General features: G+C 72.0%; 14 protein-coding genes. 6 read left to right on the top strand and 8 right to left on the bottom strand.

Annotated elements, in window-relative coordinates; genetic code table 11:
* Nucleotides 1–57: 57 nt before the first annotated feature.
* The gene (locus ACFZAX_RS22725) at nt 58–1,842 is read left to right on the top strand and encodes an ATP-binding cassette domain-containing protein (protein WP_390963751.1); all 1,785 of its coding nucleotides are present in this window, start codon (nt 58–60) and stop codon (nt 1,840–1,842) included.
* A 37-nt stretch (nt 1,843–1,879) separates the two neighbouring features.
* Here ACFZAX_RS22725 and ACFZAX_RS22720 read toward each other — a convergent pair whose 3' ends face one another.
* From ACFZAX_RS22720 to ACFZAX_RS22690, 7 genes are all read right to left on the bottom strand, one after another.
* Nucleotides 1,880–2,626, bottom strand: a complete 747-nt coding sequence (locus tag ACFZAX_RS22720) for a hypothetical protein (protein WP_390963885.1) — start codon at nt 2,624–2,626, stop codon at nt 1,880–1,882.
* A 182-nt stretch (nt 2,627–2,808) separates the two neighbouring features.
* Nucleotides 2,809–3,003: a hypothetical protein gene (locus ACFZAX_RS22715; protein ID WP_327179759.1), complete on the bottom strand. Its 195-nt coding sequence runs from the start codon at nt 3,001–3,003 to the stop codon at nt 2,809–2,811.
* A 201-nt stretch (nt 3,004–3,204) separates the two neighbouring features.
* Nucleotides 3,205–4,347, bottom strand: coding sequence for an acyl-CoA dehydrogenase family protein (locus tag ACFZAX_RS22710; RefSeq protein WP_390963749.1), 1,143 nt, complete (start codon nt 4,345–4,347; stop codon nt 3,205–3,207).
* Nucleotides 4,344–5,534, bottom strand: coding sequence for an acyl-CoA dehydrogenase family protein (locus ACFZAX_RS22705; protein WP_390963747.1), 1,191 nt, complete (start codon nt 5,532–5,534; stop codon nt 4,344–4,346). Before ACFZAX_RS22705 ends, ACFZAX_RS22710 begins: the two co-directional genes overlap by 4 nt.
* Nucleotides 5,531–6,499 (bottom strand): zinc-binding dehydrogenase, encoded by a 969-nt coding sequence (locus ACFZAX_RS22700; RefSeq protein ID WP_390963746.1) that lies wholly within the window; start codon nt 6,497–6,499, stop codon nt 5,531–5,533. Before ACFZAX_RS22700 ends, ACFZAX_RS22705 begins: the two co-directional genes overlap by 4 nt.
* A 132-nt stretch (nt 6,500–6,631) precedes the next feature.
* Complete coding sequence (locus ACFZAX_RS22695) at nt 6,632–7,231, bottom strand: helix-turn-helix domain-containing protein (protein ID WP_390963745.1); 600 nt, start codon at nt 7,229–7,231, stop codon at nt 6,632–6,634.
* Between the two features lie 100 nt (nt 7,232–7,331).
* Nucleotides 7,332–7,598 (bottom strand): metal-sensing transcriptional repressor, encoded by a 267-nt coding sequence (locus ACFZAX_RS22690; protein ID WP_390963884.1) that lies wholly within the window; start codon nt 7,596–7,598, stop codon nt 7,332–7,334.
* Nucleotides 7,599–7,704: 106 nt separating this feature from the next.
* On the opposite strand from ACFZAX_RS22690, the gene ACFZAX_RS22685 reads away from it, so the two are divergent.
* A complete protein-coding gene (locus tag ACFZAX_RS22685) occupies nt 7,705–8,277 on the top strand; it encodes a rhodanese-like domain-containing protein (protein WP_390963744.1) in 573 nt (190 codons plus the stop codon).
* 533 nt (nt 8,278–8,810) lie between these two features.
* On the opposite strand, the gene ACFZAX_RS22680 is transcribed toward ACFZAX_RS22685, so the two are convergent.
* The gene (locus ACFZAX_RS22680; protein ID WP_390963742.1) at nt 8,811–10,106 is read right to left on the bottom strand and encodes an alpha/beta fold hydrolase; all 1,296 of its coding nucleotides are present in this window, start codon (nt 10,104–10,106) and stop codon (nt 8,811–8,813) included.
* Nucleotides 10,107–10,581: 475 nt separating this feature from the next.
* On the opposite strand from ACFZAX_RS22680, the gene ACFZAX_RS22675 reads away from it, so the two are divergent.
* The 4 genes from ACFZAX_RS22675 (at nt 10,582) to ACFZAX_RS22660 (ending at nt 15,229) form a co-directional block, all read left to right on the top strand.
* Nucleotides 10,582–11,511, top strand: coding sequence for a DUF6807 family protein (locus ACFZAX_RS22675; RefSeq protein ID WP_390963741.1), 930 nt, complete (start codon nt 10,582–10,584; stop codon nt 11,509–11,511).
* Nucleotides 11,512–11,640: 129 nt separating this feature from the next.
* Nucleotides 11,641–12,879 carry an aromatic acid exporter family protein gene (locus tag ACFZAX_RS22670; protein WP_390963739.1) on the top strand — a complete coding sequence of 413 codons (1,239 nt, stop codon included), beginning with the start codon at nt 11,641–11,643 and terminating at the stop codon, nt 12,877–12,879.
* Nucleotides 12,880–13,137: 258 nt separating this feature from the next.
* On the top strand, nt 13,138–14,451 hold the full coding sequence (locus tag ACFZAX_RS22665; protein WP_390963737.1) for a pectate lyase: 1,314 nt from the start codon (nt 13,138–13,140) through the stop codon (nt 14,449–14,451).
* A 343-nt stretch (nt 14,452–14,794) separates the two neighbouring features.
* Entirely contained in the window at nt 14,795–15,229 is a 435-nt protein-coding gene (locus ACFZAX_RS22660; RefSeq protein WP_390963736.1) for a hypothetical protein, read from the top strand.
* Nucleotide 15,230 lies beyond the last annotated feature (1 nt).

The following is a 15,230-nucleotide window of genomic DNA, read 5'->3' as shown; positions in this document are numbered from 1 at the left end:
GCCCACGATGCGGACGGGGTCTTGCGGCGGTCGAGGGCGGGCGGCTTGGCTGGTCGGATGCAGCACACGCTTGCCCTTCCTCCGCGGCTCTCCGCGCTCGACCACCGTTACCGGGGCGAACATCCCATCCGCACCCTCGGCTACCTGCTCCACCCGGACCGGGCCCGGCTGATGCTCGCGGTGCTGGCGTTCGTCGTCAAGCACAGCCCGATCTGGCTGCTCCCCCTGATCACCGCCAACATCATCGACGTCGTCGTCCGGCACAGCCCGGAACGGGAGTTGTGGCTCAACGCGGGCGCGCTGCTGTTCGTCCTCGTCCTCAACTACCCCATGCACCTGCTGTACGTACGCTGCCTCAACGGCAGTGTGCGGCGGATGGGCACGTCCCTGCGGCAGGCGCTCTGCCGGCGCATGCAGCAGCTCTCCATCGGTTACCACGCGCGGACCAGCGCCGGTGTTCTGCAGGCCAAGGTGGTCCGGGACGTCGAACTGGTCGAGCACATGGTCCAGCAGAGCGCGGACATGGGACTCGCGGGGATCGTCACCCTGATCGGCGGCCTCGCCGTGATAGCCGTCCGGGTGCCGTCCTTCCTTCCGGTGTTCCTCGTGGTCGTGCCGGCCGCCGCGTTCCTCGTCATGAAGCTGCGTACCCGACTGCGCACCCATAACGAGTCGTTCCGTCAGGAGGTCGAGCAACTCTCGGCCCGGGTGAGCGAGATGACGAGCCTGATCCCCATCACCCGGGCGCACGGCCTGGAGAAGGCCGCGCTCGGCCGGGTGGACGGCCCGCTGAGCCAGGTGCTGACGGCGGGGCTGCGGCTGGACGTGCTCAACGGGCGGTTCGGCGCCATGGCCTGGATTTTGCTGAACTCGCTCGGTGTCGGCTGCCTCGCCGGTTCCGCGCTGGTCGCGTACCACGGCTGGCTGGCGATCACCGCGGGCGACGTCGTGATGCTGAGCGCCTTCTTCACCACGCTCACGGGCTCGGTGTCCACCTTGTTGAGCCTGGCGCCGGTGATCAGCCAGGGGCTGGAGTCGGTGCGCTCGGCGGGCGAGGTGCTCCAGGCGCCGGACCTGGAGATCAACGCGGGCAAGGAGCGGGTCGAGCGCGTCGAGGGGCGTATCGACTTCGAGAACGCCGGGTTCTCCTACGACGGCTCCTCCGGCGACGCGGTGAAGGACTTCACGCTCTCCGCCCGTCCGGGCGAGACGGTCGCCCTGGTCGGTGCCTCGGGGGCGGGAAAGTCGACCGTCCTCAACCTGTTGATCGGGTTCATCCGGCCGACCTCCGGGCGGATTCTGCTCGACGGCAGGGACATGGCGTCGCTGGACCTGCGGACGTACCGGCGGTTCCTCTCCGTCGTCCCGCAGGAGTCGATCCTGTTCGAGGGCACGGTGGAGGAGAACGTCACCTACGGTCTCGGCGACACCGATGAGGGCACGGTCCGGCGAGCGCTGCGCGACGCGAACGCGCTGGAGTTCGTGGAGGCCCTTCCGGACGGCATCCGCACCGTGGTCGGCGAGCGGGGGGCCCGGCTCTCGGGTGGCCAGAAGCAGCGCCTGGCCATCGCCCGCGCGCTGATCCGGGACCCGAAGGTCCTCATCCTCGACGAGGCGACCTCGGCTCTGGACACCCGTTCCGAGGCGCTGGTGCAGGAGGCCCTGGCCCGGCTGGTGCGGGGACGGACGGTTTTCGTGGTGGCCCACCGACTGTCCACGATCAGGTCCGCCGACCGGATCGTGGCTATGGAGGGGGGCCGCATGGCGGAAATCGGCACCCACGAGGAACTGATGCGCCGCGGCGGCGTGTACGCGGGGCTTCACCCGTCCCGGGCTGCGTAGGGCGTACGGGCAGGGGTCCCGGTCCGGCGGCGACGGGTCAGCCGCGCGGGGCGCGCCGGGTGCGGGTTCGGTTCTCCAGCAGGCCGCGCCGGATCCCGGCGGCGGTGTGGCGGGCGTGGTCGGTTGTCGCCCGCCGCTCGGAGACGGACGGCACGAAGCGATACGTGGGCTGGCGGCACCGTCCGCAGGGCAGGTCCGTGGTGATGAGGTAGCCGTCCTCGCAGTCGGGATCGGGGCAGCGGCCCCGCGTCAGCAGGGCTTCCGCGATGTCCTGCGGGGACCAGCGGCGGTTGCCGTCCTCGTCGGTCTCGTGCAGGGCGTGTGCCCAGCGGAGGTTCCAGCGGCGCTCGATCCGCTCCCGGAGCTGGAAGGCGGTCCGCCCCCGTCCGAGCTCCTGGCGGACCAGGTCGAGAATTTCGGCCGGGAGCCTGCGGCCGAGTCCCTGCATGAGCGGTTGCGGCAGGGCGTTCAGCACGTAGCCGAAAGGGTCCTTTCCGGCAAAGCGGTGCCACGCCTCACAGCCGCAGGAGCCGTCCGGCCGCTTCGGGTTGTTGCAGCGCCCGCACATGCCCCGGCAGTCGGCGCAGAGACCTTGGTCGAGGCCGTCCAGGTGGGGCGCCGGGGCACGTCCGCACTCACGGCAGCAGGAGCTGCAGGGTCCGCAGAGCCGCTCGCCGGCCACGTGCGTGGACCAGGTCCGCGTCTGGCACCGGCAGCACAGGGCACTGTTGCAGTACTCGTGGTGCGCGGCGCCGGAGTGACGGCCGGAGGGCGGGAAGGACATGGCGGAGTGCTCCAGACGGGCGACGGGGAGCGGCACGGTGGCGCTCCGGGTCGCCGGAAATCGGACGGGGACCTGGGGACGACGTTACCGCCCGCCGGGGGTGAACGCGGCGGGCGGTCGTGCGCGGCTCGCATCCCGCGAAGTCGGCGGGAGCGACCGGGGCTCTGCGCAGGGGGCGGGCGTCAGGGTCTCAGCCCGCTCACGATCTCGGCGGTGGAGGCGATGCCGTCGTGGATCGTGGGCGCCATCCGCGTGCCGGCGATGAGGAAGCCGAGCAGGGCGCAGACGATGGCGTGCGAGATTTTCAGGCCGCCGTTGCGCATGAAGATGATCGCGATGATCAACAGGAACACCACGAGTGAGATGGAAATGACCATGCCCCGCCTCCTCCGCCGCGCCCGGTGTGCGGCATGTCGCGGCCAGTGTGGCGGAGGGCGAGCGCCGTTCGGCGGACTGGCGTGTCCGCCGAACGGGTGTTGACCGAGTGTGACGGCATCGCCGGGAAAGGTGGTGCCGACGGGGCGGCGGGGCGTTGACGGGAGAGGCGCAACGCGTCTTGCCGCCCCGTTCCAGCGCCGTCAGGGGGCCGGGAGCTCGACCAGGTCGGCGACGGCTTCGCGGTGGCGGCCGGCCGTTCCGTAAGCGAGGGAGTCGGCCTTCGCGCGCTTCAGGTACAGATGGGCCGGGTGTTCCCAGGTCATGCCGATCCCGGCGTGGAGCTGGACGCACTCCTCGGCCGCGTGCACCGCCACCCCGGAGCAGTACGCCTGGGCGACGGCGACCGCGAGGGGCGCGTCGGCGGCTGCGGTGGCCAGCGCGTCGGCGGCGTTGCGGGCGGCTGCGCGGGCCGAGACGACCTGGAGCCAGAGTTCGGCCATGCGGTGTTTGAGTGCCTGGAAGGAGCCGACCGGCCGGTTGAACTGGTGGCGTTCCCGTGTGTACCGGACAGTCTCGGCGAGGCACCATTCGGCGACTCCGAGCTGTTCCGAGGCGAGGAGACCGGCTCCGGTCAGCAGCCCGTGCCGTACGGCCGCGGCGCCTTCGTCCGGTCCGGCGAGCAGCGTGGCGGCGGCTCCGTCCAGGATGATTCCGGCGAGGGGCCGGGTGAGGTCGAGCGGCACGAGCGGCTCCAGGACCACGGCGGCCCCTTGCTGGGACGCGCGCTCGACGGCGTACAGCCCGGTGGGGGCGGGCACCAGCAGCACGTCGGCGAGGGCCGCGTCGGCGACGCCCCGTACGGTGCCGGTCAGCGCGCCGCAGTCGGCGGTCACGTCGGCGGCGTGGTCCGCGCCGGGCGCGGCGGCGAGCGGTACGGCGAGGGCGGCGGTGCGGCGCCCCGCCGCGAGGTCGCCGAGCAGCCCGGCCGCGGGTCCGTCCTCGGGGCGGAGGGCGAGCAGGACGGCGGTCGCGACGACGGCGCTGGTCAGGTACGGGGACGGGGTGACGGCCCGCCCGAGCTCCTCCAGGACGACGGCGGCCTCGCGGTGGGTGGCGCCGAGGCCGCCGAGCTTCTCGGGGACCAGCAGTCCGGCGGCACCGATGTCCGCCGCGAGGGTCTTCCAGAGGTGCTGGTCGTACGGCGTGTCGGACTCGGTGCGGGCGATCACGGACGGCGCGCCGGACCGGTCGGCGAGCAGGGCGCGGACGGCCGACCTGAGGTCCTCCTCCGCCTCCGAGTAGAGGAGGTCGGGGGTGGCGGACGGCTGATGCGGGGCGGTCATCGGGAGAGGTCCTTCCAGGCGACGTCCTTGTCGGTGCGCGGTTCGGCGGGCAGGCCGAGGACGCGTTCGGCGACGATGTTCAGCAGCACCTCGCTGGTGCCGCCCTCGATCGAGTTGCCCTTGGAGCGCAGGTAGCGGTAGCCGGCGTCCCGCCCGGTGAAGTCCACCAGCTCGGGGCGGCGCATCGTCCAGTCGCCGTAGAGCAGCCCCTCGTCGGCGAGGAGTTCGACCTCCAGCCCGCTGATCTCCTGGTTGAGCCGTGCGAAGGCGAGCTTCATGCCGGAGCCCTCGGGGCCGGGCTGCCCGGCGACGAGTTGCTGGCGCAGCCGTTCCCCGGTGAGCCGGGCGACCTCGGCCTCCACCCAGAGGGTGAGCAGCTGTTGGTGCAGGTCGGGGGTGCGCAGTTCGGGGCGCTCGCGCCAGGTGCGCGACACGGGGCCGATCATCCCGCCCTCTCGGGGAATGCGCATGCCGCCGATGGAGACGCGCTCGTTCATGAGCGTGGTCTGGGCGACCTTCCAGCCCTCCCCGACGGGTCCGAGGCGCCTGCTGTCGGGGATGCGCACACCGGTGAGGAAGACTTCGTTGAACTCGGCCTCACCGGTGATCTGCCGCAGTGGGCGTACCTCGACGCCCGGGTCGGTCATGTCGCAGATGAAGTAGCTGATGCCCCGGTGCTTGGGCAGGTCGGGGTCGGTGCGGGCGATGAGGATGGCCCAGCGGGCGAGGTGGGCGCTGGACGTCCAGACCTTCTGTCCGTCGACGGTCCAGGTGTCGCCGTCGCGGACCGCCCGGGTGGAGAGCGCGGCCAGGTCGGAGCCGGCGCCGGGCTCGCTGAAGAGCTGGCACCACACCTCCTCGCCGATCCACAGCGGGCGCAGGAACCGCTGCTTCTGCTCGTCGGTTCCGAAGCCGAGGATGGTGGGGGCGGCCATGCCGAGGCCGATGCCGATCCGGCGGGGGTCGTTGTCGGGGGCGCCGGCGGCGGCGAGTTCGGCGTCGACGGCCGGCTGGAGGGAGCGGGGGGCGTCGAGGCCGCCCAGGCCGGCCGGGTAGTGGACCCAGGCGAGGCCCGCGTCGAAGCGGGCTCCCAGGAATGCGGTGCGGCCGGTGGTGGCCGGGGGGTGTGCGGCGAGCAGCTCGCGGGTACGGCGGAGCAGTTCGGGGGCGTCGACGGTGGTGGTCATCGGGTGCCTCCGGTCGGCAGGACGACGATGCGTCCGGTGGTCGTGCCGTTCGCGACCCGCTGGACGGCGTCCGCCGCGGCGGACATCGGGACACGCTCGCTGACCAGCGGCTTGACGAGCCCCTGGTCGGCCAGTTTCGTCAGCTCGTCGTGGCAGGCGCGGACGGCGGCCGGGTCCTTGGTGTTGTAGAGGCCCCAGTGGAGTCCGAGGACGGAGTAGTTCTTGACGAGGACGTGGTTGAGCGCCGGGGTGGGGACGGTGCCGCCGGCGAAGCCTACGACGACGATCCGGCCCTCGAAGGCGATGCATTTGACGGACTTGGCGTAGGCGTCGCCGCCGACCGGGTCGTAGACGACGTCCGCGCCGCGCCCGCCGGTGGCCTCCTTCACCACGGCGACGATGTCCTCGCTGCGCCGGTCGATGACCAGGTCGCAGCCGAGTTCGCGGGCGACGGCGGTCTTCTCGGGCCCGCCGGCGACGCCGATGACGGTGGCGCCCGCGGCCTTGCCGAGTTGGACGGCGGCGCTGCCCACTCCCCCGGCGGCGGCGTGCACGAGCAGGGTCTCGCCGGGCTGGATACGGGCACGGCGGTGCAGGCCGAACCAGCCCGTCTGGTAGCCGATGTGCAGGGCGGCGGCCTCCGCGTCGTCCAGCGCGTCGGGGGCGGGCAGCAGGGCCGCCTCGTCCACCACGACGTACTCGGCGAGGCCGCCGTTCGGAAGCGCGGGGGTGGCGAGCACCCGGCGTCCGTCCTCGGTCTCGCCGCAGATCTCGACCCCGGGCGTGAAGGGCAGCGGGGGCCTGACCTGGTACTGGCCTCGGCAGAGCAGCGCGTCGGGGAAGTTGATGTCGGCCGCCCGCACCGCGAGGAGTACTTGGCCCTCGCCCGGTACCGGGCGGTCCGTCTCGTCGAGGGTCATCACCTCGCTCGGTTCGCCGTTCCGGTGCACTCGCCATGCCTGCATGAAGGCCTCCACAAACCTGTCGGCGTAACTCCTGCTCCGGCGCATACTAAGCGGTCGCTTGCCTCCTGGGAACACTCCGCGACCCCGGAAACGGGCGGGCCCGCACGTCAGGGGTGGGCCGCGCCGGTGGCGTCAGTCGGCCTTGGGCCGGGCGATGACGTGCATCCGCTCCCCCTGCGGCCCGAAGAGGCTGAGGAACTCCACCGTCTCCTCCCCGGCGGGCCCGAACCAGTGCGGCAGCCGGGTGTCGAACTCCGCGGCCTCGCCGGGGCCCATCACCAGGTCGTGGTCGGCGAGGCGCAGCCGCAGCCGCCCGGAGAGGACGTACAGCCATTCGTAGCCCTCGTGGGTGCGCAGGTCGGGGCGTTCGCCCGTACCGCCCTGCTGGACGAGCTTGTACGCCTGGAGTCCGCCGGGCCGGGCGGTGAGCGGGAACATGGTCCGGCCGTGGCGGACGACCGGCTCGGCCCGGACCCGCGGGTCGCCCACGGGCGGCGCGCCGATCAGGTCGTCGAGCGGAACCTCGTGGGCACGGGCGATGGGCAGCAGCAGCTCCAGGCTGGGGCGACGGCCGCCCGACTCCAGCCGGGAGAGCGTGCTGACGGAGATGCCGGTGGCCGCCGAGAGGGCGGCGAGGGTCACCTCGCGGTCCTTGCGCAGACGGCGCAGCCGGGGGCCCACTCCGGAGATCACCGCGTCCAGCTCGGGGTCGCCCGGTGCCTGTTCGTCCATACCGACCAGTGTGCAGAATCGGCAACGGCTTTTGTCAACCGCGCACCGTGGCCGAGCGCACCGCGGCACCGGAGCCGACGAGGGCCGTGGCTCGGGAGCGTCAGGCGAGGGAGAGGAAGAGCTTCTCCAGCCGGGCCCGCATCCGCTCCCGGTCCTCCGGTTCCGCCGTACCCTCGGTCAGGCAGTGCTGGAGCCCGGTCGCGATGATCGCGAACCCGGCGCGGTCCAGCGCGCGCGAGACGGCGGCCATCTGCGTGACGACGTCCTCGCAGTCGCGGCCCTCCTCGATCATCCGGATGACCGCGCCGAGCTGTCCCTGCGCGCGGCGCAGGCGGTTGAGCACGGCCTTCAGCTCGCCGGCCGTCATGTCGGGTTCCACACACACTCCTCCGCATACCCCCCGGGGTATTTTATCCTCGCCGGGGCAGGAGGAACCCGTTCCGCTTGCTCTCGACCGAAAGGACACCCCGCTCGTGACCAGCCCGGCTTCCCTCTCCCCCGTCCAGGCCGCTTCCCGTCTGGACGAATTCACCGTCATCGACGTCCGGGGTCCCGGCGAATACGCCTCGGGGCACGTACCCGGCGCGTACAACGTCCCGCTCGACCGCGTGGCCGAGGCGCTCCCGGCACTGAAGTCCGCAGCCGCCCGCAATTCCCTGCTCGTGGTCTGCGCGTCGGGCGTCCGCTCCACCCGCGCGGCCGAGATACTCGCCGACGCCGACATAGCGTCCACGACCCTGTCCGGGGGCACCTCCGCCTGGGTGAGTGCCGGGCACGAACTGGACCGTCCGGCCGGGGCGAAGGCCGTCTGGCCCCTGGAGCGGCAGGTCCGCCTCGCGGCGGGCTCCCTCGTGGTGGCGGGCCTGCTCGTCGGCCGCCGCTTTCCCGCGGCCCGCTGGCTGTCGGCCGGCATCGGTTCGGGCCTGGTCTTCTCCGCGGTCAGCGACACCTGCGGCATGGCGGCGGCGCTCTCCAAGCTGCCGCACAATCGCGCCCCGCAGACCGCCCCTGAGCTGAACGAGACACTGGAAGCTCTCCAGAGCTGAGCCCTACGCGTCCGCGCGGCACCGATCCGGTCCGCGGAGACGCGGAGACGCAGGTGGTCGGCAGGATGTGGGCGTGGGCCCCGCGCGGGCCCGCAGCCTGCGGTTTCCGGTGGCGCCGGGGCGGTGAGCGAGTAACGGGCCGGGTGAGGGCTGAGTGGTGGCACTCCTCAGGCCCTGGGCCGGTCCTCCTCCTCGGGCCTGTTACCCCGTCCCGGCGTATCGCCTGACTTTTTGGAACAGGCTCTGGCTGGTGCACGGCGACGAACACGTCATCAAGCTGACGGGCACGGCCCTCGACGTCGGTGACGGACCGGCCCTCGCGGCGGCGCTGCGCTCCGTCGAACTGACCGCCCCGCCGGCGTGAAGGGCGTCCACCCGCGTCCTCCCTGTTCCACGAGCGGGGAGGCGAGGCCGAGGGCGCCCGCCCCCTCTCCGCTCGCGGCGTCGGTCAGAGGCGACCCCATGGGCAACGGCCCCGAGTCCGCCCCTCTCCCTGATCCGGCCCGATCCGGGCGAAGGGCCCCCTGGCCCGCTCAGACGTCGTCGCGGACCATGGCCAGCAGCCGGTCCAGCACGCGCGGTCCGCCCGCGCGCAGACCGTCGTGCTCGAACTCGTTGGTCACCCAGGTCCGCAGCCCGCGGATGCCCGCCGCGGTGGCGAGTGCGTGGGCCGTGTCCACGTACATGTCGTCGTGGTAGACGGCCGCCGCGACCGGGACGTCGTTGGCGGCGAGCCGCTCCTTGTCGTACAGCTCCGGCCAGTCGGTACGCGCGGCCAGCAGCTCGGCGGTCTCGCGCAGCGGGCGCAGCGCGGGATCCGTCTCGAAGTGCCACGGGTGGATGCTCTCACCGGTGAAGAGCAACGGACCGTCCGAGGCGAGCGCCGTTCCGGCGTCGAACTGCGGGAACTCGGCGCGGACACGTTCGGCGGACCAGCCGGTGGGCCGCTCGCCCCGGCCGTAGATCGCCTCGTGCATCAGGGCGTAGAGCGGGTGCCCGGCGAAGGAGTTCGCCGCACGGACGGCTTCCTGGAAGGTGTCGGAGAGGGCGGGGCCGTCGGGCGTGGGGACGAAGGCGTTCTCCAGCAGGTAGTGCAGCTGGTGGCTCCCCTGGCCGCCGCCGAGCAGGATGCCGAGCGACTGGAAGCTTTCGGGCGTCAGGAGGTGACCGGCAGACTCGACGCGGTGCGACGCGAGGTGTGCGGCGATCTCGCGGGCCCGCGCGACGTCCTGCGGGTAGCGGGCGTAGTGGGCGGCGACCTTCCGCTCGACGCGCGGGTACGCGGCCCGGTAGACCTCGTCCGCGTGGGCGTCGAGCGACGGCAGTCCGCCCGTGATCAGTACGGCAGCCAGGCCTTCCGGGGCGGCCGACAGATAGCGGACGGCGCAGAACCCGCCGAAGGACTGGCCGAGAACCGTCCAGGGGCGCCCGCCGGTCAGGCGCGCGCGGATCAGTTCGCAGTCCCGCACGATGTTGTCGGAGCGGAAGTGGCCCAGATACGCGGCCTGTTCGGCGGGGCCGCCGCGCATCGGCAGGGTCTGCCGGTTCGCCGGGGTCGAGAGTCCGGTTCCCCGCTGGTCGAGAAGGAGGACGCGGAAGTCTTCTAGGGCGCGGCCGAGCCACGCCTCCGTACCGACGAAGCGCCGCGCGCCGAACCCCGGGCCGCCTTCCAGGTACACCAGCCAGGGCAGGTCCTCGCCGGCCTTCGACGGTGCGACCGCCTCCCGGCCGAAGACCTCGATGCGCTCGCCCGCGGGATCGGCGTGGTCGAGGGGGACGGTGAACCTGTGGTCCGTGAAGACGACGCCGGGGTGGCGGAAACTGCTCACAGTACTGCTCCTGAATCAGTCGGATTCCGGACAGTTCAGCACACGGACCCGGCGCGGCTCGTTCCGCCCCGGGTCGGCGACGACGGCTGGTGCCCCGGAGGCCGGTGCCCGGGGGGCTCCTCCGGGCGCCGGTACGCGCTGCCGTCGCGGGTGCGGCTCAGCGGCGGGCAGCACGGCGCTCCCCTCGGCGGGGCCATGCAGGTGTACGCCGTTCACCAGCGGCGATGCACCGCACTGAGCCACCTCCCGGTTCCGGCGGGCCTCTTCGTCGCCTCCCTTGACCCCTCCGGGCAGGGCGCCTAGATTGTGGACAGAAAGCGCTTGCTACACCGAGGGGTGGACGCCTTCCCTTCGCGCCCGGCCCCGCCCTGCCCACTCCCCACCGCACCCGAGCCCGTACCGCCGGTATCGCCTCAACGAACGCCACAGCCCCACGAACACCACTGGTCCCACGGACCCGTACGGAGATCACCGCATGACCGCGAAGCCCCTCCTCGTCCACCGGCACGGCGAGGACGTCCGTGTCCTCGTCGCCTCCTCCGGGGTGGAGCTGCTGCGGTACGTCTACCGGGCCGAGGCCGCCTGGGAGGCGCCGAAGCCCTACATCCACCCGCTGCGCACCCTCGCCGGCCGGATCGTCACCGACTACCGCCCGAACGACCACCGCTGGCACAAGGGCCTGTCGATGACCGCCTCGCACCTGTCTGGGCAGAATCTCTGGGGCGGCAACTCCTACGTACACGGCGAAGGCTACCGGCCGCTGCCGGAGCGGGTCGGCTCGATGGCGCACGCCGGGTTCGACGAGGTCTCGGCGCGGGAGGACGGGGTCACCCTCACGGAGCGGCTGACCTGGCATCCGTACACCGGCGAGCACTGGGCCGACGAGGTACGGCGGGTGGAGGTGCACGACATCGATCCGGCGGGCGGGAGCTGGGCCCTGACGTGGTCCAGCGCGGTGACCAACCGGCGGGCGGAGCCGCTGCGGTTCGGCAGCCCGGCCACGCACGGGCGTACGGGCGCCGGGTACACCGGACTGTTCTGGCGGGGCCCCCGCGCCTTCCGGGGCGGCCGGGTCCTCTCCGCCGAGGGCGAGGGTCCGGGGCTGAACAGGCAGCAGTCCGACTGGCTCGCGTACACCGGGGAACACGACGGCTTCGACGGGCATGCCACGATCGTCATGGCCCACGCGCCCGAGAACGATCACACCGGTGCGCGCGGAACGCATCCGGCGCACTGGTTCGTGCGCAACGACTCCTACGCGGGCATGGCCCCGTCGTTCGCGTTCCACGAGGAGTTGGTGCTCGGTCCCGGCCGGACCCTGGAGCGACGCTACCGGGTGCTGATCGCGGACGGCGCCTGGGAGCGGGACCGGATCGGGGCCGTCCTGGGCGGGATGGCCTGGTAGGCGACTCACCACCGGGCGCCGCACGGCCCGCACCCGTGCCCGGCTCCCCGGCACGGCCGCGCTGCGTCCGTACGGAGGCACCTGGACCCGGGGGTGCTGCGAACGCGATCTTCGGGGCAGTTTGTAGGAATGTCTGGAGTTTCCGCACCCGTACTCGAACTTGTCCGGCGCACCACCGAACCGGCGACCGTGCAGGCCCTGCGTTCCACGGCCGCGGCCGTCATCGCCTTCTCCGTGGCCCAGGCGACGCTGCCTCAGCCGGCGCCCCTGACCGCTCCGCTGACGGCGCTGCTGGTCGTACAGGTCACCCTCTACGCGACCCTGACCACCGGCATCCGCAGAGTCAACTCGGTGGTCGTCGGCGTCCTCATCGCGATCGGGTTCAGCGCGCTGGTGGGCCTGAACTGGTGGAGTCTCGGACTGACGATCTTCACTGCCCTGCTGATCGGCCGGGTCGTGCGGGTCAACGAGTTCGTGCCCGAGGTGGCGATCAGCGCGATGCTCGTCCTGGGCGTCTCCCAGATCGCCGACACCGCCTGGGACCGGATCCTGGAGACGCTGATCGGCGCCGGGGTCGGGCTGCTCTTCAACCTCCTTTTCGCGCCGCCGGTGTGGGTGCAGACGGCGGGCGCCTCCATCGAGGGGCTGGCCACCCGGATGGGCTCGATGCTGCGCGCCATGGGGCAGGAGATCGGTGGCCACATCCCCGTACCGGAAGCCGCCGCCCGGCTGCACGAGGCCCGCCGCCTCGACCACGACATCGTGGAGGTGGACGCCTCGCTGCGGCAGGCCGAGGAGAGCCTCATGCTCAACCCGCGGGTGCGCCAGGGGCTGCTGAACCGGGTCGTGCTCCGTACCGGTCTGGACACGCTGGAGATCTGCGCGGTCGTGCTGCGGGTGCTCACCCGCACCCTGACGGATCTGGCCAAGCAGCGCACCGAGGAGAAGATGTTCCCCGACGACGTGGGTGAGGGGCTGACCGAACTCTTCGAACGGATGGCCGAGGCCATCGAGGCGTTCGCGCGGCTGATCACCACGCCGCTCGCGACGGGCGGCGAGCAGGCCGAGGACCGTCTCGCCGAGGCGCTGTCGCGAGGCCGGGAGACGCGCGACCGGATCGCCGATCTGCTGCTGGAGGACGTGCAGGAGCACCCCAGGCAGTGGCAGTTGCACGGCGCCCTGCTGGCCGAGGTGGACCGCGTACTCGACGAGCTGGACATCGACAAGCGTACGGAGCGGCTCGGTGAGGAACTCGACCGCCGGTCGGCCGAGCTGCACGAGCGTCACCCCCGGCTGCGCCGGCTGAGCCGGAGGCTGAGCGGCAACGGCGCGCGTCGGCGTCGGCCGAGGATTTCCGAGGCCGGCTGACGGGACCGTCGAGGCCGGTTCCGGCTTCTGCGCCGGGCCGGCCCGACAGCCCAGGGGAGCCTGCGTACCGGTTCGCGCGCAACCCATTGACCGCCGATTCCGGTTGACGTACCGTCACCGGCGTTCGCATACAAGAACTCGGTTCAGAAGAACGAACAACGTTCCTCACGCTTTCCCGGCCGAGCGCTTGCCTTTACCACCGCACCAACACTTCCTGGTGCCTGCGGAGGACGCCGCAGGCGGTGAAAGGACCCTCGAATGCGCACGGAGAATCAGCATGCCAGAAGGCGGGGCGGCAGGGCAGCCGCCTCGTTCCTCGCGATCGCCGCACTCATAGCGGCGACGCTCACCGCCCTCTTCGCCACCGGCTCGGCCTCGGCCGCACCCGCAGCCGGCTCGTACACCCTGAAGAACGCCGGCAGCGGACTGTGTCTGGAAGTCCCGGGCGCCAGCGCCTCCGCCGGCACCCAGCTCACCCAGAACACCTGCGCGGGCAGTGCGGCGCAGACCTGGAAGCTCACGGCTTCCGGCAGCGGTTACACCCTGATCGCCTCGCACAGCGGCAAGTGCGCCGGCGTGAAGGACGCCTCCACCAGCGCGGGCAAGGCCGTCGAACAGCAGACGTGCAGCGGTGCGGCGACCCAGGTGTGGACCCTCACGCAGGTGAGCGGGAGTGTCTACCAGGTCGTCAACAGCAACGGCGGCAAGTGCCTCAACACCAAGGACTCCGCCACTGCCGCGGGGACCCTGGTCCAGCAGAACTCCTGCGACTCGGTGACCAGCAAGCGCTGGACGTTCACCGCGGCCGGGTCGACCACGCCCCCGACCGACCCGCCCACCACGACCCCGCCCACGACCCCGCCGCCGAGCTCGGGGTCGAAGCCCGCCTGGCCCACCGCCAACGGAAGCCAGGCCGTCTCGGCCAGCATCCAGGTGTCCGGCACCTACGACGGCAGCCTGAAGCGCTTCTACGGAACCGGCGACCTCGGCAGCGACGGCCAGGACGAGGACCAGCCGGCGATGTTCGAACTGGCCGCCGGTGCCACTCTGCAGAACGTCATCCTCGGCTCCCCCGCTGCCGACGGCGTCCACTGCGCCGGTGCCTGCACACTCAAGAACGTCTGGTGGGAGGACGTGGGCGAGGACGCGGCGACCTTCCGCGGCAGCTCCTCCTCACAGGTCGCCACAGTCGACGGCGGCGGTGCGCGGCTGGCGGACGACAAGGTCTTCCAGCACAACGGCGCCGGCACGGTCGTCATCAAGAACTTCCAGGTCGACGACTTCGGCAAGCTGTACCGCTCCTGCGGCAACTGCTCGACGCAGTACGGCCGCCACGTCGAGATCTCGAACGTCTGGATCACCGCACCGGGCACGTCCGTGGTGGGCATCAACACCAACTACGGCGACACCGCCAAGATCTCGGGCGTCACGATCTACGACGACGCGGACCGCGACATCGACATCTGCAAGAAGTACAAGGGAACGACGAGCGGTGAGCCGTCCGAGACCGGTTCGGGCGCCGACGGCACGTACTGCGTCTACAGCTCGTCCGACATCACCTACGTGGACTGAGGCGCGGCCGGCGGACGCCGGAGCACAGTACGACGGAGGGGCAGCGGGTACCACGCGCTGCCCCTCCGGGCTGTCGCGCGGATGCCCGGGTGGCGCCTCCGTGGGGGAGTTCGGCCGGGCGGTGAGGTGGCCGCGCTCACGGCCGGAGCACTCCGGGAAACCGCACGACAGGAGTGAAGTGCGGACGTCCGGATGGTTCTGCGCCAACAGGACGTGTACACCGCGTTCGGCGACGTCGGCGGCTTCTCCTCCGCCTACCCTCGTGCCGACATCGTCACTGCGCCGGCATGCCCCCGTGCGGACTGTTCACGACCATGGCCAGTGATCCCGCGGCAGGACGAAGGTGCCCCGGAAAGAACTCGATGTGCTGGTGCCCGCCGTCGTCCGCCTCCGCTGTCCACCGAACGTCGTCAGCGAGGGCGGTCAAGCCTCGTCGGTCACCCTCGATCAGCAGGCCGCGGTGCTCCCGGTCGACCCGCCGACGGACGCCCGGGCCGCCGGCGTCCACCACCTCGACCGCAGTGAGTCCGGTGCCACCGAAACGCGGTTCGGCCGAGGCAGTGGTTTCCACGCGGCCCCCACCGGCGGCAAGGACGAGGGCCACGCGGACGAGGTCGCCCGCCCCGCCGGAAACGTCGACCCCGGCGTCACCGGGAACGAACAGAACCCTCATCCGTGCGACGACCCTCCTGGTTCCGCAGCACCACGCGACGAGAAAAAGGCGTCTCCCCCGTCAGCCGGACTTTCCCGGCTCAGGCTCAGCCGCCACGCACACTGAC

The organism is Streptomyces sp. NPDC008125, assembly GCF_042957125.1.
Lineage (GTDB): Bacteria > Actinomycetota > Actinomycetes > Streptomycetales > Streptomycetaceae > Streptomyces.
Note: the sequence above shows the minus strand (reverse complement) of the source record. Positions and strands in the feature narration are given on the sequence as shown.

What these genes read in the sequence shown, in the direction of transcription:
- ACFZAX_RS22725 (WP_390963751.1), top strand. Translation starts at nt 58, where the DNA reads ATGCAGCACACGCTTGCCCTTCCTCCGCGGCTCTCCGCGCTCGACCAC.
- ACFZAX_RS22720 (WP_390963885.1), bottom strand. Translation starts at nt 2,626, where the DNA reads ATGTCCTTCCCGCCCTCCGGCCGTCACTCCGGCGCCGCGCACCACGAG.
- ACFZAX_RS22715 (WP_327179759.1), bottom strand. Translation starts at nt 3,003, where the DNA reads ATGGTCATTTCCATCTCACTCGTGGTGTTCCTGTTGATCATCGCGATC.
- ACFZAX_RS22710 (WP_390963749.1), bottom strand. Translation starts at nt 4,347, where the DNA reads ATGACCGCCCCGCATCAGCCGTCCGCCACCCCCGACCTCCTCTACTCG.
- ACFZAX_RS22705 (WP_390963747.1), bottom strand. Translation starts at nt 5,534, where the DNA reads ATGACCACCACCGTCGACGCCCCCGAACTGCTCCGCCGTACCCGCGAG.
- ACFZAX_RS22700 (WP_390963746.1), bottom strand. Translation starts at nt 6,499, where the DNA reads ATGCAGGCATGGCGAGTGCACCGGAACGGCGAACCGAGCGAGGTGATG.
- ACFZAX_RS22695 (WP_390963745.1), bottom strand. Translation starts at nt 7,231, where the DNA reads ATGGACGAACAGGCACCGGGCGACCCCGAGCTGGACGCGGTGATCTCC.
- ACFZAX_RS22690 (WP_390963884.1), bottom strand. Translation starts at nt 7,598, where the DNA reads ATGACGGCCGGCGAGCTGAAGGCCGTGCTCAACCGCCTGCGCCGCGCG.
- ACFZAX_RS22675 (WP_390963741.1), top strand. Translation starts at nt 10,582, where the DNA reads ATGACCGCGAAGCCCCTCCTCGTCCACCGGCACGGCGAGGACGTCCGT.
- ACFZAX_RS22670 (WP_390963739.1), top strand. Translation starts at nt 11,641, where the DNA reads ATGTCTGGAGTTTCCGCACCCGTACTCGAACTTGTCCGGCGCACCACC.
- ACFZAX_RS22665 (WP_390963737.1), top strand. Translation starts at nt 13,138, where the DNA reads ATGCGCACGGAGAATCAGCATGCCAGAAGGCGGGGCGGCAGGGCAGCC.